Origin of the sequence: Rhizobium sp. WW22 (assembly GCF_047041135.1) — a bacterium.
Lineage (GTDB): Bacteria > Pseudomonadota > Alphaproteobacteria > Rhizobiales > Rhizobiaceae > Rhizobium.
Genome location: NZ_CP178199.1, coordinates 425,920 through 448,060 on the forward strand (window position 1 = coordinate 425,920; position 22,141 = coordinate 448,060).

The 22,141-nt window shown below is 59.8% G+C and carries 20 protein-coding genes and 1 pseudogene; 9 read left to right on the forward strand and 12 right to left on the reverse strand.

What is annotated here, in order from left to right; all coding sequences use genetic code 11:
- Positions 1-2: 2 nt before the first annotated feature.
- The 6 genes from ACK83U_RS20900 to ACK83U_RS20925 form a co-directional block, all read right to left on the reverse strand.
- Positions 3-854 (reverse strand): ABC transporter permease, encoded by an 852-nt coding sequence (locus tag ACK83U_RS20900; protein ID WP_112608409.1) that lies wholly within the window; start codon positions 852-854, stop codon positions 3-5.
- A complete protein-coding gene (locus ACK83U_RS20905; RefSeq protein ID WP_112608411.1) occupies positions 851-1,801 on the reverse strand; it encodes an ABC transporter permease in 951 nt (316 codons plus the stop codon). The genes ACK83U_RS20900 and ACK83U_RS20905 overlap by 4 nt, the downstream gene beginning before the upstream one ends.
- Positions 1,802-1,895: 94 nt before the next feature.
- A complete protein-coding gene (locus ACK83U_RS20910; RefSeq protein WP_112608413.1) occupies positions 1,896-3,506 on the reverse strand; it encodes an ABC transporter substrate-binding protein in 1,611 nt (536 codons plus the stop codon).
- A gap of 64 nt (positions 3,507-3,570) precedes the next feature.
- The gene (locus ACK83U_RS20915; RefSeq protein ID WP_112608415.1) at positions 3,571-4,287 is read right to left on the reverse strand and encodes an HAD-IA family hydrolase; all 717 of its coding nucleotides are present in this window, start codon (positions 4,285-4,287) and stop codon (positions 3,571-3,573) included.
- Between the two features lie 230 nt (positions 4,288-4,517).
- Positions 4,518-5,894 (reverse strand): aspartate aminotransferase family protein, encoded by a 1,377-nt coding sequence (locus ACK83U_RS20920; protein WP_112608417.1) that lies wholly within the window; start codon positions 5,892-5,894, stop codon positions 4,518-4,520.
- A 13-nt stretch (positions 5,895-5,907) separates the two neighbouring features.
- Positions 5,908-6,747 carry a GNAT family N-acetyltransferase gene (locus ACK83U_RS20925; RefSeq protein ID WP_112608419.1) on the reverse strand — a complete coding sequence of 280 codons (840 nt, stop codon included), beginning with the start codon at positions 6,745-6,747 and terminating at the stop codon, positions 5,908-5,910.
- 324 nt (positions 6,748-7,071) lie between these two features.
- Here ACK83U_RS20925 and ACK83U_RS20930 point away from each other — a divergent pair, with 324 nt between their 5' ends.
- Both ACK83U_RS20930 and ACK83U_RS20935 read left to right on the forward strand, forming a co-directional pair.
- The gene (locus tag ACK83U_RS20930; RefSeq protein ID WP_112609119.1) at positions 7,072-7,740 is read left to right on the forward strand and encodes a haloacid dehalogenase type II; all 669 of its coding nucleotides are present in this window, start codon (positions 7,072-7,074) and stop codon (positions 7,738-7,740) included.
- 14 nt (positions 7,741-7,754) lie between these two features.
- The gene (locus ACK83U_RS20935; RefSeq protein ID WP_112608421.1) at positions 7,755-9,029 is read left to right on the forward strand and encodes an NAD(P)/FAD-dependent oxidoreductase; all 1,275 of its coding nucleotides are present in this window, start codon (positions 7,755-7,757) and stop codon (positions 9,027-9,029) included.
- Between the two features lie 89 nt (positions 9,030-9,118).
- Here ACK83U_RS20935 and ACK83U_RS20940 read toward each other — a convergent pair whose 3' ends face one another.
- The 6 genes from ACK83U_RS20940 to argE form a co-directional block, all read right to left on the reverse strand.
- Positions 9,119-10,576 carry an NAD-dependent succinate-semialdehyde dehydrogenase gene (locus tag ACK83U_RS20940; RefSeq protein ID WP_112608423.1) on the reverse strand — a complete coding sequence of 486 codons (1,458 nt, stop codon included), beginning with the start codon at positions 10,574-10,576 and terminating at the stop codon, positions 9,119-9,121.
- Positions 10,577-10,596: 20 nt separating this feature from the next.
- Positions 10,597-11,637 carry a tartrate dehydrogenase gene (locus ACK83U_RS20945; RefSeq protein ID WP_112608425.1) on the reverse strand — a complete coding sequence of 347 codons (1,041 nt, stop codon included), beginning with the start codon at positions 11,635-11,637 and terminating at the stop codon, positions 10,597-10,599.
- An 11-nt stretch (positions 11,638-11,648) separates the two neighbouring features.
- Positions 11,649-13,112 carry an aldehyde dehydrogenase family protein gene (locus ACK83U_RS20950; protein WP_112608427.1) on the reverse strand — a complete coding sequence of 488 codons (1,464 nt, stop codon included), beginning with the start codon at positions 13,110-13,112 and terminating at the stop codon, positions 11,649-11,651.
- A 170-nt stretch (positions 13,113-13,282) separates the two neighbouring features.
- On the reverse strand, positions 13,283-13,639 hold the full coding sequence (locus tag ACK83U_RS20955; protein ID WP_112608429.1) for a cupin domain-containing protein: 357 nt from the start codon (positions 13,637-13,639) through the stop codon (positions 13,283-13,285).
- Between the two features lie 22 nt (positions 13,640-13,661).
- Positions 13,662-14,585 (reverse strand): 2-hydroxyacid dehydrogenase, encoded by a 924-nt coding sequence (locus tag ACK83U_RS20960; RefSeq protein WP_112608431.1) that lies wholly within the window; start codon positions 14,583-14,585, stop codon positions 13,662-13,664.
- A 27-nt stretch (positions 14,586-14,612) separates the two neighbouring features.
- Positions 14,613-15,737 (reverse strand): acetylornithine deacetylase, encoded by a 1,125-nt coding sequence (gene argE, locus ACK83U_RS20965; RefSeq protein ID WP_112608433.1) that lies wholly within the window; start codon positions 15,735-15,737, stop codon positions 14,613-14,615.
- A gap of 220 nt (positions 15,738-15,957) precedes the next feature.
- Between argE and ACK83U_RS20970 the strand changes: the two genes are divergently transcribed.
- The 7 genes and pseudogenes from ACK83U_RS20970 to ACK83U_RS21000 all read left to right on the forward strand — a co-directional run bounded on the left by ACK83U_RS20970 (position 15,958) and on the right by ACK83U_RS21000 (position 22,043).
- Positions 15,958-16,875 (forward strand): GNAT family N-acetyltransferase, encoded by a 918-nt coding sequence (locus ACK83U_RS20970; RefSeq protein ID WP_112608435.1) that lies wholly within the window; start codon positions 15,958-15,960, stop codon positions 16,873-16,875.
- A gap of 92 nt (positions 16,876-16,967) precedes the next feature.
- Positions 16,968-17,390, forward strand: a pseudogene (locus ACK83U_RS20975) (hypothetical protein).
- A 275-nt stretch (positions 17,391-17,665) separates the two neighbouring features.
- Positions 17,666-18,106: a helix-turn-helix transcriptional regulator gene (locus ACK83U_RS20980; RefSeq protein ID WP_348648132.1), complete on the forward strand. Its 441-nt coding sequence runs from the start codon at positions 17,666-17,668 to the stop codon at positions 18,104-18,106.
- 9 nt (positions 18,107-18,115) lie between these two features.
- Entirely contained in the window at positions 18,116-19,924 is a 1,809-nt protein-coding gene (locus ACK83U_RS20985; RefSeq protein ID WP_112608437.1) for a hypothetical protein, read from the forward strand.
- A gap of 12 nt (positions 19,925-19,936) precedes the next feature.
- Entirely contained in the window at positions 19,937-20,155 is a 219-nt protein-coding gene (locus ACK83U_RS20990; protein ID WP_112336020.1) for a hypothetical protein, read from the forward strand.
- A 53-nt stretch (positions 20,156-20,208) separates the two neighbouring features.
- Positions 20,209-21,342, forward strand: coding sequence for a YcaO-like family protein (locus ACK83U_RS20995; RefSeq protein WP_412474990.1), 1,134 nt, complete (start codon positions 20,209-20,211; stop codon positions 21,340-21,342).
- Positions 21,339-22,043: a TfuA-like protein gene (locus ACK83U_RS21000; protein ID WP_112608441.1), complete on the forward strand. Its 705-nt coding sequence runs from the start codon at positions 21,339-21,341 to the stop codon at positions 22,041-22,043. The genes ACK83U_RS20995 and ACK83U_RS21000 overlap by 4 nt, the downstream gene beginning before the upstream one ends.
- The last annotated feature ends 98 nt before the right edge of the window (positions 22,044-22,141 follow it).

Consider the following 22,141-nt stretch of genomic DNA (forward strand, 5'->3'; position numbering starts at 1 on the left):
CGTCATGCGCTCCTGTCTCTGATCCTGCGCGGCAGGTTGTCGATCAGCAGGTTGACGCTGATGGTGAGGCTGGCAATGGCAAAAGAGGGCACGAGTACGGCCGGGGCGGCAAAGGGCAGCCCGCCGATATTTTCGCGGACCAAGGCTCCCCAGTCGGCATAGGGCGGCTGCAGGCCGAGGCCGAGAAAGGATAGACCGGACAGCAGGAGAACGACAAAGACGAAGCGCAAGCCGAAATCCGCCAGAACCGGGCGGATGATGTTCGGCAGAATTTCCGAACCGATAATGTAGCCGACCCGCTCGCCGCGGGTGCGGGCAACCGTGATGAAGTCCATCGTGTTGATATTGACCGCGAGCGCGCGAGCAAAGCGATAGGCGCCGGGCGTATAGATGACGGCAAGCGTGATAATCAGCACCGGAATGGACGAGCCGACGGCGGCAACGACGACCAGGCCGAAAAGCTTGCTTGGAATGGAGTTCAAAGCATCGAGAAACCGGCTCAGGATCGCGTCGAACCATCCACCGACAACTGCGGCGGTCATGCCGAGCGTCACGCCGCAAAAGCAGCACAGCGTGACCGCAGCCAGTGAAATGCCGACCGTATAGCGCGCGCCCATCAAAACGCGCGAGAACATATCACGGCCGAGATAGTCCGAGCCGAGCCACAATTGCCGGCTTATAGGGCCGAAATAGTCCGTATCGACGATATCGCCGACGGAATAGGGGAGCATGTAGGGTGCGAACAATGCGACGATCGTCCAGCCAAGGATTATGGCAAAGGCCACAACGCCAACAAGGCTGACATTATAGCCAAGAAGGGAAGGGGTGCGGGAAGCCAAGCTGTTCGTGGTCATCGCAGCCTCGGATTTGACAGGATTGCAACGATATCGGCCATGGTGATCAGCAGGAGATAACCGACGCAGAAGATCATCGCGCAGCTCTGGATGAGCGGGAGATCGCGGGTCGCGACGGCGTCAACCATCAATTTGGCGATACCCGGATAGTTGAAGATGGTCTCGACGATGATCACACCTCCGACGAGATAGGAGAGCGATAGCGCGATCGCATTGACGATCGGCCCCAGCGCATTGGGCAATGCGTGCCTGAACACCATGCGGCCGCGCGAGGCGCCCTTGAGCAGGGCCATTTCCACATAAGGCGTCTTCAACGTCTCGATTAGGGCCGCCCGGGTCATGCGGATCATCTGGGCTGAGATGACAAAGGTGAGCGTGATGACGGGCATGGCGTAGATCTTCAGAAGGTCGAAGACCGTATGCACCTGGCTGATGGAGGACAGTGCCGGCAGCCAGCGCAGATAGACGGCGAACAGCAGCACCGCAAGCGTTGCGACCATGAATTCGGGCACCGATATGACGCCGATGGAAATGATCGTGACAATCCGATCGTAATAGGAGCCTCGAAGCATGGCCGAGGTAATGCCAAGCAGGAGCGCAAGCGGGACCGAGACGAGCGTCGTGATGGCGGCAAGCTCCAACGTCGCAACCAAGCGGCGGCCGATCAGTTCCGCAACGGGCATGTTGTTTGCATAGGACGTGCCGAGGTCACCCCTGATCAGGCCCAGAAGCCATTCCAGGAACCGCAGGGTCGCCGGCTCGTCGAGATGCATTGCCTTGCGCAAGCCGGCAACCGCTTCTGGCGTAGCTGCCTGGCCGAGCAGAATGGACGCCGTGTCTCCCGGCAGCATACTCGTTGCGAAGAAGACGGCGAATGACACGATCAGCAAGGTGATGAGCGCGATGAAGAGCCGGTTTAGGATGAGATTGGAGACCTCGGATCTCAATGGCGATGCTCCTGCGGCGATCTACGACACGAACGGCGTTCGCGAGACGGAGGTTCCCGGACGGGTTTGCGCCGTCCGGGGGGCTCAGCTGCCGTTAGGCATCGAGCCACAGATACTCCGCCATTGCATAACCCATCATGCCACCGAGCGGGTTGGCTTCCAATCCGTGCACCTTGCCCGAAAGCGCATCCACATTCGAGATGTAAGCCGGGATGATGGTGCCGGCTTCTTCAGCGACCATCACCTGCATTTCGGCGTAGATCTGCTTGCGTTTGGCCTGATCGAGCAAGCCGCGGGCTTCGATCAGCATCTTGTCGAACTTTTCCGACTTGTACTGGCTTTCGTTCCACGGTGCATTCGAAGCATAGAGAAGTGAAAACAGGATGTCCGGCGTCGGGCGCGGATTAATGTTGCCGAAATGGATCGGTGCCTTGAGCCAGTAATTATCCCAATAACCATCGGAAGGAACGCGTTGGACATCGAGCTTCATGCCGATGTTTGCGCCGGCCGCCTGGATGATCATCGCCATGTCGATCGACGAAGTTGCAGCGTCGGAGGCTATCACCGGAATGGATTGTCCGAGCACGCCGGCCTTCTGGAAATGGAACTTCGCCTTGTCCGGATCGAAGGCCTTCGGCTTCAGATCGCTGTTGTGATAGATATTGGCGGGGGAAACGGGCTGGTCATTGGCAACTTCGCCAAGCCCGCGCAGGGCCGACTTGACGATCTGCTCGCGATTGACCAGCGACTTCATGCCATCGATGAAATCCTTCTTGTTGCCCGGCGTCATGTCGAGGCGCATGTTCAGATTGGTATAATTGCCGCTCGTCGTTTTCGACAGCGTAAAGCCTGACTGTCCGTCGATCAGCTTCATGGCGCGGGGATTGATCGAAGCGGCGTAGTGAATGTCGCCCGAAAGCAGAGCATTGACCCTGGCATTGTCATCGCTGATCGCAAAGAACTCAAACGACTCGAGGTAGGGCTGGCCGGACTTCCAGTAGTTCTTGTTCTTCACCACGACCGAGCGATTGCCCGGATCGAAGGTTTCCAGAACGAAGGCTCCGGTGCCATTGCCCTTCGAGAAGTCCGTCGTGCCGTTGGCGACGATCATGAAGTGATGCAGGGCTAGAATGGTCGGCAGGTCGGCATTCGGATCGGCCAGGGCGATTTCGACCGTAGACTTGTCGACAGCCTTGAAGCCGGTCATCTGCGCGGCGATCTTGGCGACTTTCGAGCCGACGCCAGGATCGAGATGGCGTTTGAGCGAGAAGACGACATCATCGGCCGTCAGCTCCTTGCCGTCATGGAATGTCACGCCCTTGCGCAGCTTGACCGTCCAGGTCTTGGCGTCCTTGCTTTCGATGCTTTCGGCGAGTTCCATCTGCGTCACGCCGGCCTTGTCGATGAAGGTCAGGCGATTGTAGAGCGAGCAACAGCGCACATAGTCCGTCGACAGCGATGCCTTGGCGGGATCCAGCGTATCGGCGGTCGAGGACGACCAGCCGGCTGCTTTCAGATTGCCGCCGGATTTGGGAGTGGCCGCGACGGCATTCGATGCCCGGCCGAGCACCAGGCCGCCCGCCGACATCGCGACACCGCCTGCCAGAAGCATGGTGAGAAGTTCGCGGCGGGTGGCGCCTCGACGAATGGCGTTCTCGACCATCGTGTCATCCGAGGCAGTCCAGTTCATGATCTTGTCGTTCATGTCATTCCCCTTTTTTCTGGTTGGCAGTCTGCTTTTTATTGGATGCGACGATGATGACGGCTGGTCAGGCCGCCTCCAGCGCCCTCACGGCTTCGGCAAGCTCGGCCATGGATTTGAAGTGGTAGTCCGGCGTGGTGAATTCGGCCGGTTCGATCGTGCCGCCATAACCGGCCTGCGCGTGACGGCGCTGGATCCAGCAATTCGTCATCCCCAATTGCCGGGATACCCCGATATCGTGGTACTGGCTCTGCGCTACGTGGAGAATATCGTCCTTGCTGGCATTCTCGCCGGCGACGAAGTCGAAGACCTTATGAAAGAACGCCGGATCGGGCTTCTCGGTGCCGGTGTCGTCGGCGGTGAAGGCAGCATGGAACGGATGCCCCAATTCCGCCGAGAAATGTTCGAAGGCCCAGCGTCGGGCGTTCGTCATGGCGATCAGCCGATATTTGCGGGCAAGTTGCGCCAGGGCTTCGGCACTGTCGGGAAAGGCTTTCCATAGTCTGGCGGAATCGCGCAGGCGCCGACCATAGGCCTCTTCGGCCGGCAAACCGAGTTTTGGGGCGATGGCGAGATAGACACGTGCGAGATCGTCGGGAAACAGATCCGCATCATCGGCGTAGCGCGCGGCTCGATAGAGCGCGAGCGCCTCCTCGCCGTCGACCGTCACCTTCGCTTCAGCTGCAATTTCGTTGAGGCAGGTTTTCAGGCCGCCTTCGAAGTCGATCAGCGTTCCGACAACGTCGAAGCTCATATATTTGAATTCTGCCAATGACTTAGTCATATCTTACCCCAGTCTGCTTGCTGGCGGCGCCGGGCGGCCGCCTTGCGGAAGATTATGCTGTTCCCAGGTCCACTTGTTTTCTGACGCTCCCGAATTTGCCGGGATGGACCTTCATTAAGGATAAGTTTGGCACTTCGACCGCGCCGTTTGCGCCGAATCGGACTAGCGATGCGGCACAAAATTCTGAAAAACGCCTGCGCGCGGTATATCGATCCTAGCCCCCGGCCGGTTCAGTCCTTCAGCGCCCGGCGGATGTCGGGATCTTCGAGCGTCTGATCAAGCGTCCTTTCCGTTCGTTCGATGATCGCGTCGATATCGGTGTCCGTGCAGCAAAGCGGCGGAGCATACCCCAGCACGCCATTGGCGAAGGCGCGGACCACGAGACCGTTTTGCCAAGCGCGGTCGAAAATCCGGCGTGACGGCTGGGCCTCCGCCGGCAGCGGCGTTTTTGCGGCCTTGTCCACGACCAGCTCGATCGCAGCCAGCATGCCGCGGCCGCGGACATCGCCCACCAGGGGATGATCTCTCAGGCTCTCGAGGCCGGCCATCAGCCTCGCGCCGGCTTTTATGCCGTTTTCGAGCAGTCCGCCTTCATAGAGTTTCAAGACTTCCAGCCCGACGGCCGCGCTGACGGGATGGGCGGAATAGGTGTAACCGTGACCTACGGCAGAGGCTCCCGCCCCGTCGGCAATGACCTGATAGACATGATCGGCCATGAACACCGCGCCCATCGGAACGTAGCCGGAGGTGAGCCCCTTCGCCGTGGTGATAAAATCGGGAACGATCTCGTCTTCGGAACAGGCAAAAAGCGGGCCTGTCCGGCCGAAGCCGGTAATCACTTCGTCTGCGACGAAGAGAATGTCGAGTTCCTTGCAGAGGTCCCGCATGGCCTTCATCCATCCCTTCGGAGGGACGATCACCCCGCCCGAGCCCTGGATCGGTTCGGCATAGAAGGCAGCAACCCGGTTTGCTCCAATCGCGTCGACCTTTGCCCTGAGTGCCGCGAGAGACGCTTGGATGATGGCATTCGCATCCTGTCCGACGGGATTGCGATAAGGATAGGGCGACGGAATCTTGTGCTGCCAGTCGAGCGGAACGCCGAAGCCGGCATGGAAGCCGGGCAGGGCGGTCAGTCCCGCGCCGACCGTGGAAGAGCCGTGATAACCCTGCTCGATCGAGATGAACTGATCGCGCTGCGGTTGGCCGCGGGCAAACCAGTAGTATCGGATGAAGCGGACGGTACTGTCGATGGCATCCGAGCCGCCCAGCGTGAAATAGATGTGGTTGAGGTCGCCGGGGGCACGTTCGGCGAGCTCGGCGGCAAGGCGGATGGCCGATTCACTGCCGAGGCCGAAATAGGCTGTCGCATAGGGGAGCTCGCGCATCTGGCGGGCCGCCGCCTCCACGATCGTTTCGTGACCGTAGCCGGCGTTGACACACCAAAGCCCTGCGAAGCCATCGATCAACTGGCGGCCCTGAGCATCGGTGACCGTCGCTCCCTTGGCGGATGAAAGCACTCGCACGCCTTGCTGCTCATGGCCGCGATAGGAGGCGACCGGATGCACCAGATGGGCGCGATCAAGCTCGATGAGGGAATTGCTGTACATGGTCTTCTCCGGATCAGCCGAGCGCCTGGTTGGCGAGGGCGAAAGTAGTGACTGTCGAGGAATTGCTGCGCTTGATAACGGGGTTCGCCATGGTAATGCCGCCGCCGACATGGACAAGCGAATGGCTGGCGAGCCAAGGTCCGAGATCGGTTTCCGCGCCGGTGTCGACACGCAGGAACGCGCCGGTTTTCCGGCTCATGAAGTGGGACAGCAGCGATTTTGCATCTTCTATGTCTGGGGCGACGACCGGCCCCACGACCTCGCCTCGGCCAAAGGGACGAAGGCAGGCGAAGGCGGCGACCTTGCCGTTGCGGCGGATGATCGCAAATTCACCCAGATCCGCTAATCGTTCAACCAGGGCGGAACGGTCGGCGCCAAAGGCCTCGCGGTCGAGAGCTGTAATTGCCGAGATATCGGCCCTGGTCGCCGCTTCGGTGTTTGCCGGTTTCGCAACCGCCGCCACAAGGCCTTGGTGTTGAACGACGGCGCCGGTCTGGCGAAAGCCCAACTTTTCATAGAGCGGCAGGCCATCGGTGGTCGCGGTGAGGCGCAGGGGACGGTCATCCGCGAGAGCCAAGGCTGCCTCCATGAGGCGGCGTCCCAGTCCGCGTCCGCGCATGCTTGCAGCGACGATCACCATGTTGATCGTAGCGCAGTCCGTTTCGTAAGGCGTCAGTAGCGTGGTGCCGACCACCTCACCATCGGCTCCGATTGCAATGACACCTGTGCTGAGGTCCAGGGCGACTTCCCAGTCCTCCAGGCGATGAGGCCAGCCGGCCTCCTGCGACAGGCGGACCGCAGCGTCCAAATGGTCGGGACCGAAAGGCCTGATTTCTATCTGTCGCTCCTGCATGGTGCTCCTCATATTTCTTTTGCCCAAGTGTCGGAGCGTCGGTGCCGGAAGATTATCTGAAGGCGATGTCCTTGACGGTATCTTTCGCCGTAGCTGGTCGCTCTTGCCGCATCTTATGCCGTCACGCCACAGACAGCAGTCGCGAAAGTGTAAGCGAAAGGCGTCTTCGTCGGCTGTCCCTGCAAGCAAATGCCAAACGAACGCCGCTATACGAAACTTTCTGCTCTGAACCTCGCAAAATCAGTGGGCTCACGCGCCGAAAGCAATCCTATTATCGTGTTCTCCACCAAACGCCTCGAGGGGCAACACGTAAGGACGAAGCGCATGACCACCTTCCGCCCGAAATATATCACCTTCGATTGCCACGGCACGCTGATCAATTTCCAGATGGCGGAAGCCGCCCGTGACCTCTATGGCGATCGTCTCGACGAGGCGGCCATGCTGCAGTTCATCAACAATTTCGCTGCTTATCGGCTCGACGAGATCATGGGCGCCTGGAAGCCCTATACCGACGTGGTGCACAATTCGCTCGAGCGGACGTGCAAGCGCAACGGCGTTGCCTTCAAGGAGGAAGATGCCAAGATTGTTTATGAACGCGTCCCCACCTGGGGGCCGCATGCTGACGTTCCGGCAGGTCTTGCCAAGGTCGCCAAGGAAATTCCGCTCGTCATCCTGTCGAATGCGATGAATAGCCAGATCATGTCGAATGTCGCAAAGCTCGGCGCGCCCTTCCATGCCGTCTATACGGCCGAGCAGGCCAATGCCTATAAGCCGCGCTTCCAGGCCTTCGAATACATGTTCGATATGCTCGGCTGCGGCCCGGAAGACATTCTGCACTGCTCGTCCTCCTTCCGCTACGACCTCATGTCGGCCCATGATCTCGGCATCAAGAACAAGGTCTGGGTCAACCGTGGTCACGAGCCGGCCAATCCTTATTATGGCTATGTCGAAATCGCCGATATTTCCGGTCTGCCCGGTGTTGTGGGGCTCTGAGAAAGGGCAGCCAGATGAAATATTCCTCTTATTGGCATGATACGGCGCCACGCTTTGCGGGTGCCGCTGCCGGCCCCGTCGAAGGGCATTATGACGTCGTCGTCGTGGGCGGCGGCTTCACCGGGCTTGGCGCCGCCCGGCAGCTTGCCATGGCGGGGGCGAAGGTCCTTGTTCTGGAGGCTGAGACCGTCGGCTTTGGTGCGTCCGGGCGCAATGGCGGCCATCTGAACAATGGCCTGGCGCATAGTTACATTGCGGCAAAGGCGGAATTGGGCAAGGAGCGGGCGATCGCCCTCTATCACGCGCTGGACGCTTCGATCGACACGCTCGAAGCGATTATCGCCGAAGAGGGGATCGACTGCAATTTCCGCCGCGCGGGCAAGCTGAAGCTTGCCTCCAAGCCACAGCATTTCGAAGGTCTGGCCAGGAATTTCGAGGCGGTGCATGCCGAGGTCGATCCCGACACCGCGCTGCTTTCCGCCACCGATCTCAAGGATGAGATCGGCTCGCCGTTTCATGGCGCGATGCTGTCGAAGAAGAGCGCCATGATGCATATGGGCCGCTATGTCGCCGGATTGGCCGAGGCGGCCAGGCGACGCGGAGCGGTCATCGTGGAAGGCGCTGCCGTGACGGAGCGCAGCCAGGCGGGCGGTAGGCACGTCCTAAAGACCACCAAGGGCACCGTCACGGCAGACCAGGTCATGATCGCGACCGGCGCCTACACGACAGCCAATTTCAGCTACTTCCGTCGCCGCATCATGGCGGTCGGCAGTTTCATCGTCGCGACACGGCCCTTGACGGATACGGAAGTTGCCTCGGCAATGCCCGGCAATCGCACCTGCGTGAACACGATGAACATCGGCAACTACTGGCGCCTGTCACCGGATAACAGGCTGATCTTCGGAGGGCGCGCCCGCTTTTTGGCGACCTCGGACCAGCGTTCCGACGCCCGGAGCGGCGCGATACTTCGCGAAAGCCTCGCCCGCATATTTCCCCAGCTCGCCGAGGTCGAGATCGACTATTGCTGGGGCGGTCTCGTCGATATCACCAAGGATCGCTATCCGCGTGCCGGCTATCATGACGGCATCTGGTACGCCATGGGCTATTCAGGTCACGGCGCGCAGCTTTCCACGCATCTCGGCATGGCCATTGCGGATGCGATCCTCGGAAGGCCTGACCGCAACCCGCTCAAGGGGCTCGATTGGCCGGCCGTTCCCGGCCATTTCGGCAAGCCATGGTTCCTGCCTTTGGTCGGCCTGTATTACAAAACGCTCGACAGATTTCAGTGATATCAGCCGGCGGTGGGTTTTGGCGAAATCAGCAGCATAAAAAGAGGGGTCGCGCTTGCGGCCCCTTTTCCAGTCTGAGACGCGACAACTCAGTTAAGACCACCGATATGGAAGGCCTTTGTTTCCAGGTATTCTTCGATTCCGAGCTGCGAGCCTTCGCGCCCGAGGCCGGATTGCTTGACGCCGCCGAACGGTGCGACCTCCGTGGAAATCAGGCCGGTATTGAGGCCAACCATGCCGAATTCGAGCGCCTCGCCCACCCGCCACGCGCGCTTCAGACTCTCTGTATAGAAATAGGCCGCAAGCCCGTAGGGCGTACCATTGGCAATAGTGATCGCCTCTTCTTCCGTCTCGAAGCGGAAGAGCGGTGCGACCGGGCCGAAGGTCTCCTCGGCGGCGAGCTGCATGGCGGTGGTGGCCCCGGTCAGGACGATCGGCGCGGTGTATTGCGGGCCGGCCGGCAGATCTCGCTCGGCTGTCACGATTGTCGCGCCCTTCGAGAGCGCGTCTTCGACATGACGATTGATCTTGGCAATCGCCGCTTCGTTGATCATCGGACCGATCGCAACGCCGGCTTCGGTGCCCGGACCAACCTTCATGGCATCGACGCGAGCGGCGAGCTTCTTGGCGAAAGCATCATAGACGCCGGCCTGGACCAGGATGCGGTTGGCGCAGACGCAGGTCTGTCCGCCGTTGCGGAACTTGGAGACGATCGCTCCCTCTACGGCAAGGTCGAGATCCGCGTCATCGAAGACGATGAAGGGGGCGTTGCCGCCGAGCTCGAGCGAAAGCCGCTTGATGCTGTTGGCTGCCCCGCGCATCAGTAGCGAGCCGATCGGGGTGGAGCCGGTGAAGGAAATCTTGCGCACGGTCGGATTGGCAAGGATCTCTGCGCCGATCTCGGACGGCATGCCGGTGACGATATTGATGACGCCGGCCGGAATGCCGGCCATTTCTGCGAGCACGCCGAGCGCCAGGGCCGAGTAGGGGGTGAATTCGGAAGGCTTCACCACGACGGTGCAGCCGGCCGCGAGCGCCGGCGCAAGCTTGCGCGTGATCATCGCATTCGGAAAATTCCAGGGCGTGATGATGCCGCAAACGCCGACCGGCTCTTTCAGCACAAGAATGCGGCGGTCGGGCGTCGGCGACGGAATGGTCTGGCCACCGATGCGGCGGGCTTCTTCGGCGAACCATTTGACGAAGGAGGCGCCGTAGCGGATTTCGCCACGTGCTTCGTCAAGCGGCTTGCCCTGCTCGATCGTCAGGATCAGCGCGAGGTCGTCGATATGCTCGAGCATCAGATCGTGCCAGGCTTCCAGCCGCGCCGCACGCTCGGCATGGGTCCGCTTCTTCCAGGAGCCATAAGCCGCCTCGGCGGCCTCGATTGCCGCCCGGGTCTCGTCGCCGCCCATATCCGGCACCGTTCCGATGACGGCCTGCGTTGCCGGATCGACGACGGCCACGGTCTTGCCCGAACGGGCGGGAAGCCAGTCGCTGCCGATCAGCGCCTGCTCACGGAACAGGGATGGCATTTTCAGATTTTGCATGTTCAAACCTCGATAAGACTTCAGATTGCGGCGAGCAGTGCTGCGGTGATCGCGTCGGTCGGGTCTTTGCCCGGAACCGTGCCGATGCCGCTTGCGGTTGTCGCCTCGATCGCCGCCATGACGGCATTTGCCGCGTCCTGCTCGCCCAGATGTTCGAGCATCATGGCGCCGGACCACACCGTTGCGATCGGGTTGGCGATGCCGAGATGGGCAATATCGGGCGCGGACCCATGCACGGGTTCGAACATCGAGGGAGCGCTCCGTTCCGGGTTGATATTGGCCGATGCCGCAAAACCGAGGCCGCCCTGGATTGCCGCGCCGAGATCCGTGAGGATGTCGCCGAAGAGGTTGGATGCGACGACCACGTCGAGGGTTTCCGGCGCCATCACCATGCGGGCCGCCATGGCATCGATGTGATAGCTGGTGACTTCGACATCCGGATAATCCTGCGCGAGCTGCCGGGTAATGTCGTCCCAGAAGACCATCGAATGCTTCTGGGCGTTGGATTTCGTCACCGAGGCGAGCTTGCCGCGGCGGGTCCTTGCTTGCTCGAAGGCGAAACGCAGGATGCGCTCGACGCCTTTGCGGGTGAAGATCGAGGTCTCGACCGCGACCTCGTCGAGCGTGCCTTGATGGATGCGGCCGCCTGCACCGGAATATTCGCCCTCGGTGTTTTCGCGGATGCAGAGAATGTCGAAGGCGGTAGCCTTGAGTGGTCCCTGGACACCCGGCAGCAGCCTGTGCGGGCGAATATTGGCATATTGTACGAAGTTCTTGCGGATCGGCAGCAGTAGCCCGTGCAGGGATACCGCATCCGGCACTTCGGCCGGCCAGCCGACGGCTCCGAGCAGGATGGCATCGAAACCGCGTAGCGTTGCAATGCCGTCGGCGGGCATCATGGTGCCGGTTTCCTTGTAGAAGGCGCAGGACCAGGGAAATTCGGTGCCGTGGAGTATAAAGCCGCGGTTGCCAGCTGCCTTTTGCAGAACCGACCAGGCGGCGGCGGTCATGTCGCGACCGATGCCATCACCCGGGATCAATGCGATCTTGTAGGTTTTCATGTTCACTGTCCTTAAAGACTAATCAAAACGCTCTTGCTCTTGCGATTGGCCTGGAATGCCTCGCGGCCTAGATCCTTGCCGATACCGGACTGCTTATAGCCGCCGGTCGGCAGGATGTGGTCAAGTGAGCGGCTATAGCGGTTGACCCAGATGGTACCGGCTTGGAGACGGCGGGTCAGCCGGATGGCGCGGGAGAGGTCGCGGGTGAAGAGGCCTGCCGCGAGCCCGTAGCTTGGATGGTCGGCAAGCTGCAGGGCTTCCTCTTCGTCCTCGAATGTCTGGAGCGTCAGCACCGGACCGAAGATCTCCTCGATGATGGCTGGAGAAGTCTGATCGACTCCGGCCATCAGTGTCGGGGCGTAGAAATAGCCCGGTGCGTCCATGATTGCGCCGCCGGCAAGACATTCTCCGCCGGCCGCGACGGTGGCGGAGACGATCGCATCGATACGCTGTCTCTGCTTCTCCGATATGATGGGGGAGTAGCGGCTTGCGGCATCCCAGGTGGGACCGGGAGCAACGCCCTTCATCCGATTTCGGATGGCGTCGATCAGTTCGGCCGCTATCTTTTTCTCGACGATGAGCCTCGATCCGGCGACGCAGGCCTGACCGGCATTGCCGACGATACTGGCCGTAACGGCCGCGGCCGCCTTGTCTAGGTCCGCGTCGGCAAAGACGATCTGCGGGCTCTTGCCGCCGAGCTCCAGCGTCATTGGCTTTATTCCCGTACGGGCGATGTTTTCCATGATCGCCGATCCAGCCCGGCCCGAGCCGGTAAAGCTGATCTTGGCGATGTCGGGATGGCCGGTGATCGCCTGGCCGGTCGTCGCGCCGTCACCCAGTACCACGTTGATCAGGCCGGCGGGAAGGCCGGCACGCACGGCGAGCTCTGCCAGATAGATGGATGAAAACGGCGTCATTTCGGATGGCTTCAGGATGACGGCATTTCCGGCAGCCAGCGCCGGGCCAAGTTTCCAGGCGGCCATGTTGATCGGAAAGTTCCAGGGCGTGATGGCACCCACCACCCCGTAGGGCTCGGTCATGATCATGCCGATATTGCCGTCGTCGGTCGGCACGAGGTCGCTGCCTTCCTTGTCGGCGAATTCGGCGAAGAAGCGGATCTGCTCTGCCGAGATCGCGATATCGCCCTCGACAAGCTGGCCGACGGGGCGCGTCGAAGCGACGGCCTCTAGCCTTGCCAGCGTTTCGGCTTCCTCCTCGATGAGGTTGGCCCAACGGTGCAGGATATTCAGGCGCTCGCGTGGGCGCACCCCGCCCCAATTGCTTTGCTTCAGCGCGGCCTTGGCCGTCTGAACGGCCTGGTCGACAATGGAGGCATCCGCGACAGGGCATTCGGCATAGGCCTTGCCATCGGAAGGGCGGTGCATCGGAACGACGCCATTCGCGGCAATGAAATGCTCGCCGATGAAATGCCCGACGGGGAGCGAAAGACTATCGGGATCGAAGCTCAGGTCCATAATGATACCTCCGGTCAATTTACAGAGATGCTATAGGATCGGCGAAGTAGCTTGATCCGATCGCGTCGGCTGTCGCGGCGGAAAAAGCCGTTTTGAGAAGGTCCCGCAGTGTATTCTTTGGTCAGGCCAGATGCGGCGCGGGCTCAGAGGCCGCGCCGAGGTAGCAAAGCTCAAGGGGTGACGGTCACGTAGATCTTCCGGACCGTTTCGATCGTCTTCCAGATTCCGACGAAGCCCGGTTTCATGACGAAGCTGTCGCCCGCCTTATAGACGACGGACTCGCCGCCTTCCGGTGTCAATTCGACGACGCCGGAGAGAATATGGCAGAATTCGAAGGTTTCGCCCTTGATCGAACGGCTGACACCGGGTGTGGCTTCCCATACGCCGGTGTGCACAGTCTCGTTGCGCGCAACGTCCTGTGCCCAGGTCTTAAGCTTCGGATCGCCCGAGATCAGTCGCTCCGGAGCGACGACGTTTTCGCGCGCTGCGAAGGAAGGGTTGGGGTCAATCGTCTTGAGGAGGGACATGGAGTTCCTTTCGGGTTGGCGATCAGTAGCCGCGGCGGCGGTCGACGAGGCCGAACGGGTCCAGGCCCGCCCGGATCCGCTTGATATTGTCGATGACGGCGCGCGCGGCACTATGGGGCTGGGTGACGCTTGCGATATGCGGCGTCAGCAGGATGCGGTCGTGGTTCCAGAACGGATGTCCGGTCGGCAGCGGTTCGGGATCGGTGACATCGATCACGGCGCCGGCAAGCCGGCCACTGTCGAGCGCTGCCAGGAGATCTTCTGACACAAGCTGCGGTCCGCGGCCGACATGCACAAGGCTTGCACCCTGCGGCAGTTTTTCGAAGAGATCGATGTTGAGAAAACCGCGAGTTTCGTCGGTCAGCGGCAGGAGGCAGATCACGATATCGGTCGTGGGAAGCATAGCGTGGAGTCCAGCTTCGCCGACAAAACAGGTAACGCCCTCCAGTTCGCGTTGATTGCGGCTCCAGCCGGAAAGCACAAAACCGAACGGCTTCAGTCTTTCGAGCACAGCCTGACCAAGGTTCCCGAGCCCCAGCACGCCGATGCGACGCTCGTGAGCCTGAACCTGCGGCAAGGCACTCCAGACCTGACGGTGCTGCTGGCTGAGATAGGAGGGCAGATTGCGGTGGAGTGCGAGGACGCCAAGCGTCACATATTCCTGCATCATGCGCGTAATGCCGTCTTCGACCATGCGCACGACTTTTACGTGATCGGGGACATTTGTCGTATCGAACTGATCGATGCCGGCACCGATTGAAAACAGAACTTGGAGATTGCGGTAGCGCGGCAAGTCATCCGGAACCGTCCAGGTGATCAGATAGCGTACGGCATCCGGGTCGACGGACGTCGGATCCATGGAGAAGGGGAGATCCGGCAGCTCGCGGGTGAAGGCTTGCTGAAAGATATGGCCGCGGCGGGCATCCGAATTGAAGAGGAACGTCATGGGCTTCTATCCTTCGGTCTTACGGCATCACGCCAGGCAACGACGGCCGAGAGCCTCGATCATGGCCTGGCAGGCGTCGAGTTCGTGCGTGAGGATGAATTCGTTCGGCTTGTGTGCGCGAGCGATATCGCCCGGGCCGCAAATGATCGCCTCAAGGCCGGCACGCTGGTAGAGCCCGGCTTCAGTGCCATAGCTGACGGCTGCCAGCGGTTCGATGCCAGTCAGCTCGGCCAGCAGACCGGCAAGATGCACTGTCCGCGGAAGGGAGAGGGCGGGGTAAGAACTCAGCTCCTCCCATTGCACCTGAAAGCCCCGACGCTCAAGTGCTGCAGCGGCCTCGTGCACCGGTAGGAGCAGTGCCGCCGGGTCCGCACCGGAAATTGCCCGCGCTTCGACTTCGAGCGTGCAGAGATCTGGAATGATATTGAGGGCCTGCCCGCCGTGAATGGTGCCGACAGAGATCGATGAATAAGGCGGCTCGAACTCCGCTTCGAATGGCCCCTGGGCCAGAGAATGCGCGGTCGAAACGGCGGCCTGCAAAACCTCGGCGGCGGCATGGATTGCGTTGAGACCAAGATCGGGCCGCGACGAATGACCGGAGCGTCCTTTCAAGATGATGCGCGCGGCTGATTTCCCCTTATGTGCGAGGATGGCCCGCATGTTGCTGGGTTCTCCGACAATGATGCCAAGCGGCGTCTCGCAAAGCTCCGGCAGGCGCGCAATGAGATGCGGTACGCCGCGGCAGCCTGCTTCCTCGTCATAGGAGAAGGCTAGATGGATCGGCCGCATCAGAGGGCTTGCGGCGAGCATTGGTACGGCCGCCAGAGACGCAGCCAGAAAGCCCTTCATATCGCTGGTGCCGCGGCCATAGAGTCTATCTCCATCGGCCCGCAGCGCGAAGGGGTTGCTCGTCCATCCCGTTTCGTTGGCCGGCACGACATCCATGTGACCGGAGAGGACATAACCGCGTATATCACGGGGACCGATCGTGGCAAAAAGGTTCGACCGGTCTCCCTCGGGGCCAGCAAGGATATCAACCGTGGCGCCGAAGGACTTCAGGTAGGCGGAGATCCACTCGACAATCTCGGCATTGGGCGTTCCAACGACGGAATCGAAGCCGACCAGTTTTGCCAGAATGTCCGATGCCTGCATTGGTGTTGCCAATCTCCGATTGCCGTCCTCGTCTGTACAAGCGACGTCTTGATCAAAGGAAGGTTAAGCCTCAATCAGTAGAATACCTGCCGAAAGTATGGATCATACGGTGAATTCTTGCGCCGCCGTTTGCATAGGCAGTGAAATGTTTCGTTGAGTCTCGGCTAAGCTCGCCAAAGCATGATGCCGGCGTGAGCGAATATGCAGCCGGGAGGATCGGATGGCGTCTGGATCACCAATGGACACAAAAATACCCGAAAAGCTGCATGTCGATGCATTCGAACTGCGCTTTGCTGACATCTCAGAGGTCTCTTTGTCGCAGCTTCAGGCTCTCTCGATGTCGGTCGGGTGGCCGCATCGATCGCAGGACTGGCAGCACCTGCGGGATGTCGGCCGCGGCTTCGTGGCGCTTGACGAAATCGGCAGGGTTTCCGGTTCCACCATGTGGTTCCCGCACGAGGAGAGCTTCGCCACATTCGGAATGCTGATCACCGCACCGCGCCTGCAGACGAACGGTACGGCAGAGTGGCTGGTTAAGCGGATGCTGGAGGAATGCCACCATGAACGGATACGATTGAATGCGACAAGAGCGGCGCGCCGGATGTGTGCAACTTTTGGATTTATGCCGAAACAGACAGTCTTCCAGTGTCAGGGGGAAATTCTATCCGTGCCTCACGTGGGCGATATCAGGCCGGGGCTTGATGTTAGGCGGCTCGAACGCAGCGATCTGGATGCGGTTGCGGCCCTGGATGAGCCGGCTTTCGGTACGCTGCGCTATCAACATCTCAAGCGATTGTTTGAAAGCTCCATCTGCTACGGTCTTTATGATGGTGGCAGGCTAATGGCTTATTCCATGCGGCGCCGGTTTGGCCGCGGTCACGTCGTCGGTCCTGTCGTCGCTTATTGCGAGGAAGACGCGATTGCTGTCGTTCATCCGCATGTCGTAGCGCATGTCGGCAGTTTTTTGCGCCTCGACACCCATTTTGGTGCCGGACTGTTCGCCAGTTTTATCCAGCAAAGCGGAATGTCCGTCTTTGACACCGTGACCACTATGGTTTCCTCTGAGAGGGCCTCCTATGGAGCCCCGAACACAGGTTCTCCGATCGTATTTGCTCTTGCGTCGCAGTCTTTCGGATAATTGCAAGGAAGTTCCCTCAGTTATCAATAGCCCTGCCGGTGGAAGCTGAAGCTGTTTCCCCGGTGATGTCAGGTTAGCGATAGCTCAAGGTCTTGGTTGATAATCGCATTCATGATCCAGGCCCTGTCAGTTATAAGCGGCATCGTTTTCCGCCCGCTGTGATTGGCCATGCAGTCTGGCTATATGCGCGATTTCCGCTGAGCCTGCGGCTGGTGGAAGAGATGCTGCCGGAGCGCGGCATCGTCGTTTCTTATGAGACGGTTTGATGCTGGGCGAGAAAGTTCGGCCCGGACTATGCCGGCCGTTTCCGGCGGAAATCGCCGAGCGCCAGCGATGTATGGTATCTCGACGAAGTGGCCGTGACGATTGGCGGATTGCAGCGCTTCGTGTCCGTCTTCTCGGCGGTCGGAAATCTCTTCGTTCCGCCTCACTCAAAACGCTCAGCTATCGCCGTCCATTTACATCGCCTAAGCGCCATATCGCATTGGAAGGCCGTTGCTGGCATGGCCAGCTGATCCAAGCGCATCTGTCCAAAATACTCTCCGCAGAATTAACCTGACATCACCCACGAGAATGCTGCCGCTGAACCGCACGGAGTGAGGATGAGCCCGGTTAAATGCAAAACGACATTGGGAAACGGGCGCTCCCGGAGAAATATCTCGTTCTCGTCGAGAAGAATGTCGTCTGCGCGATGCCGCGGCGGCTCTCCGAATTTGCAGCCGCATAATATAGCGGATTGGAAACTCCTGGCGTTGTGTAAAATTGATCTTGGGTGCCTTGCTGGAAGATTGTGAATTCGAGGGAAACCTGCGAACATGAAGGCAGTTTTTCTCCTGATGGTTTCTTTATGAACAAAAAACCGGATGTAATCGACGTTGAGCTTGGATTGCGCATCCGACTGCGTCGCGAGGAATTGTCAATTACGCAGGATGTATTGGCCGAGAAGCTTCGCATAAGGCCCCAAGAGCTCGAGAAATACGAATGCGGCTTCGAGAAAATCAGCGCCAGTCGCCTTCTGCATGTTTCCGAAATTCTCGATGTCCCAATCATGTTTTTCTTCAAAAGCGGATCGGACGAGGCGCTTCCCTCGAAGGAGGCGCTAGCTGGTTTTCGATTTGCGAAGCATCATAAAGCCGTTCTGCGAACAGCCTTATCGGGGATCGTGGACAAGCGGTTGCGGGCGAAGATCCTCGCCGTTGTGCAATCAAGCGAATCTGACAGTGAGCGCTGATCTGGTAAAATGACATTTCATTTAACGACCCTCGGAAGCTGTGCCCTTTACGATGAGAAGGGCGATCGTGTGAATGTGCCCAAACAGGCGCTGCTCATGCTTGCCTATCTCTGTGATTGCCGGCAATCGATACCACGCAAGGAGTTGGCAGCATTTCTCTGGTCCGGCAATCTTCAAGCGGCCGGCGTCAACTTGAGATCGACCCTGCTGCGTTTGGCGACTGCGACGTCCAAATCCCCCCAGCCGCTGATCAGCGGCGTCGCTGCGAACATCGCTTTGAATTTCGACGCGCTGCGCTGCGATCTGGATACCATCGAAAATGCGTCCGGCGTTGCCAAGCTTAGCGCCCTTAGCGATGCGGTTGCCAAGAATTTTCTACCCATTTACGGCAGCGGCTCTACAGCTGTGGCCGTCTGGGTACGCGACGTGCGCGCACGGCTCGCGGGAGAGCTGAGAACCGAATTCTTCAAGGCGCTGAATGAACCCTCGTCGCCTCAATATCGCGGTGAATTGAAGCGTGCAGCCACGCTTCTGTTGGACAGGGATCACTCCGATGATGAGGTCAGGATAGCGCTTGGCGAGAAAATCACCTCTTACATTCAGGTGATCGGCGAAACGAAAGATCCGACTTCAAGCCACCCGGCTGAAGACACGATTCCGCTCTCCGCCGATGGCAGGGTGCCCCGTATCGCCCTGCTTCCTCCCGAGACGCTGGAGGCAGCAGAGCGAGCCGGCTCGGTTGCCAATGCGGTCATCGAAGACCTCACGATCAGCCTTTGCGTCGATCGAAGCGTCTCCGTGGTCGCTCCCTACACGGCTGAGCAGATTCGGTCTTCCAACGACAAGGCGGGGCTTCTCAGGCAACATAACGTGGTCTACGCGCTCGATACGAAAAGGACTGGCGACAGTCTTTTTGCGCAGCTGATTTTCATGCCGCGCGACGAAATTGTCTGGGCAACGCGCGTTCAATTGGATAACGCGGCCATAACGGAGCATCGCAACGAGATCGCCACTGCGATTCAGCACTCCATCATCGAGCGTGTGGGCGCCTTCCACCACATAGTTTCTGATTTCAGCTGCAAGCCTCAGGCCTATTTTGCTTATCTTGAGGGCGTGCAATGCCTGTCCCGTCTGGGCCTTCAGAATGTCCGCCGCGCGCGCAAGCACTTCAGGGAGGCTCTTGAGCACGAGCGCGGTTTCGCGGCTGCCCTTGCGGGCATCGCCCGAACCTTGACCATGGAATGGGTTTTGACGGCCCGGGGCGACAGCGATCTGTTGAGCCAGGCGGAAAAAATGGCGGCGGATGCGATCCGCGATGACAGTCGGTTTGCCGGAGGTTTCAAGGAAATTGGGGTTGCTCGGCTTTATCGCGGAAATATCGACGGTAGCCTAGAGGCCTTGTCGAATGCCGAGGATCTTAGCCCCCACTACGCGGATGTCATTTGTAGTCATGCCGACAGTCTCACCCATGGCGCCAATCCGAAAGCGGCATTGGCAAAGGTCGCAATGGCTCTCGATCTCAATCCGCTTGCTCCGGACTATTATTACTGGACCGCAGCGGGAGCCAGCTATTTCCTTGGGGAGTATACGGAAGCATTGGCTTATCTTGACAGGATGAGAGAGCCGGGACCGGCAAGCAGGCTTGCGGCGGCAAGCTGGGCAATGCTTGGCGATGCTGCCAAGGCCAAGACATATAGGCTGCGCGCCTTACGCGATAATCCGAATTTCGATCTTGAGGCATGGCTGTCCATGATTCCAAACAAGGAAAAGTGGCAGACTGAGCATTACAGGGAAGGCCTGCTGAAGGCCGGGTTTTGAAAGGAAGATATTATGGCAGGCGCAGTGTTGCTTGGAATCAAGGGCCAAGAAGGGCTTTGGCTGGTTGACCTCGAAAAGGGGACTGTCGTCCGATACACGCGGCGGCTGTCGGGTGATCTGGCGAAGGCGGCCTCCTGGCGGGCCAAAGGGGTTAGAGTGGAGAAAGATGTCGATTTCGCTGTGGCGTTAAGGTCGGCAAGCTCCGCGGCCTCAGGCCTTTATGAGGGCTAGGCGCTCGTTCATCCGTGTCGAACAATTTTAGAGCATGCCCCCCTCGGGAAACCTTGTCGAGGGTTTCGCCCTATCTGGAGCGGCTTGGCATAACCCGTGTCGGCCGCCAGACCGAACTCGATCGCATAGGCATTCCCGTTTGGTGTGCCTACGCCCCGAATTCCAGGGCGATCGTCATCGCTCAGGGAAAAGGTCTGGACGACGTCTCCGCGAAGACATCCGCCGTGATGGAAGCGATCGAGCGATCGGTCGCGACCCAACCTTTCTGTTCAGCATTGATGGCAAGCCAGGATGATCTTGCCGCAAGCGACCATGCCACGGATTGCCTGGAGGATCTGCTGGCGATCGGCGCGCAACCGGTAGAAGCCGGTGAACAGATCAGATGGTCTCAAGCCCACGATCTGGCAAGGAACGCCTCGATATTCGTACCTTTCGAGGCCGTTCATCTTGACAGGACGCATGTCAGCCCACGCTTTTGGGTATCATCGGACGGATTGGCGTCGGGGAATACCTGGCATGAGGCAGTCCTGCACGGGCTGTTGGAGCGGGTAGAGCGGGATGCTTGCGTCCTTTGGAACGTCGACGAGCCGGAGTATCGGTATGCACGCCGGATAGATCCACAAAGCATCGAAGATAACGATATTCGCGAGATGTTGGAGAAGATTTTCTCCGCCGATTTCGATGTCGCCCTTTTCGATGTGACGAGCGATTTGGCCGTTGCCGCCGTCGTCGCGTTGCTACGGCCGAAAGGCGATGACGGTTCGCTCAGATATGTCGACTTGACCATGGGGGCAGGCGCATCCTTGTCCCCCTATGTGGCCGCAGCCCGGGCAATTTCCGAGGCCGTGCAGTCGCGGATGACCTTCATCGCCGGTGCCAGAGATGATCTTGTCCCGGAGTTGTTCTCACGCCGCGCTGATCCAGCCCACCAGCTGTCGTTCCGGGCGCGATATACGACGAACCTCGATGAACTGCCATCGATGCCTATCGGGCCTGCGCAGGATGCGCTCGACCATCTTGTCGAGGCTCTGTCGGAGCGCGGGATCGACCAGCTTTATGCAATCGAGCTCGCACCTGAATGGCTGCCGGCATCGGTCGCAAAGGTTTTCGCGCCCCAACTCGAACATCCGGATGGGAACCGCCGAACTCGTTTTGGCAGTCGCGCATTCTCGGCGAGCCTCTTATGAAAGTGATCTTTGTAGGCCCGAGCCTGCCCGATGCCGACGCTTTCGCAGACGACACGATGATTATACGGCCCCCGGCGCGTCAGGGCGACGTCGTCAGAGCCCTTGAGGATGGGGCGACGGCCATCGGCCTTGTCGACGGCCAGTTCGAGTTTGTCGCGCCGGTGTGGCATAAGGAGTTGCTCTTTGCCTTATCCAGAGGTGTCCCGGTGTTCGGGGCAGCCAGTATGGGAGCGCTCCGCGCAGTGGAGTGCCAGGCTTACGGCATGGTCGGCGTTGGCGGGATCTTCGATGACTATGCTTCCGGGCGCCGGGTGGATGATGCGGATGTCGCCCTCCTTCATGGCCCGGCGGAACTGGGTTATCCGGCCTTGTCAGTCCCGCTGGTCAATGTTGATGCGACGATCGAAGCTGCAATTGACCAAGGCGTTATCGGTGGAGAAGTCGCTCTACAGCTCTCCCAAGCAGCCCGTCGTGTATTTTTCAAGGACCGGACCTGGAGGCGTGTTGCCGAAACCAGCAGTATGGACACAGGGCAGGTTAGGGCTCTCGTCGCAACTGCGTGGAGTGACCAGAAGCGCCAGGATGCGATAGAGCTGATGCGCGCAATAGCGGAGATACCATCATCGGCACCTAAGGCGGGCTGGTCCTTCAATGCAACTCCGCTGTGGCGCGAACTCTTCCCACAATTTTGCCGCATGTAGCCGATTCTCTAATGCAGGCTTTGCGTGTGCAACGCTTTTGCAACGCACCTCACCACTTGAAATATGCCAATCTCGCCTCAGGAAATTTTGTTGGGGGC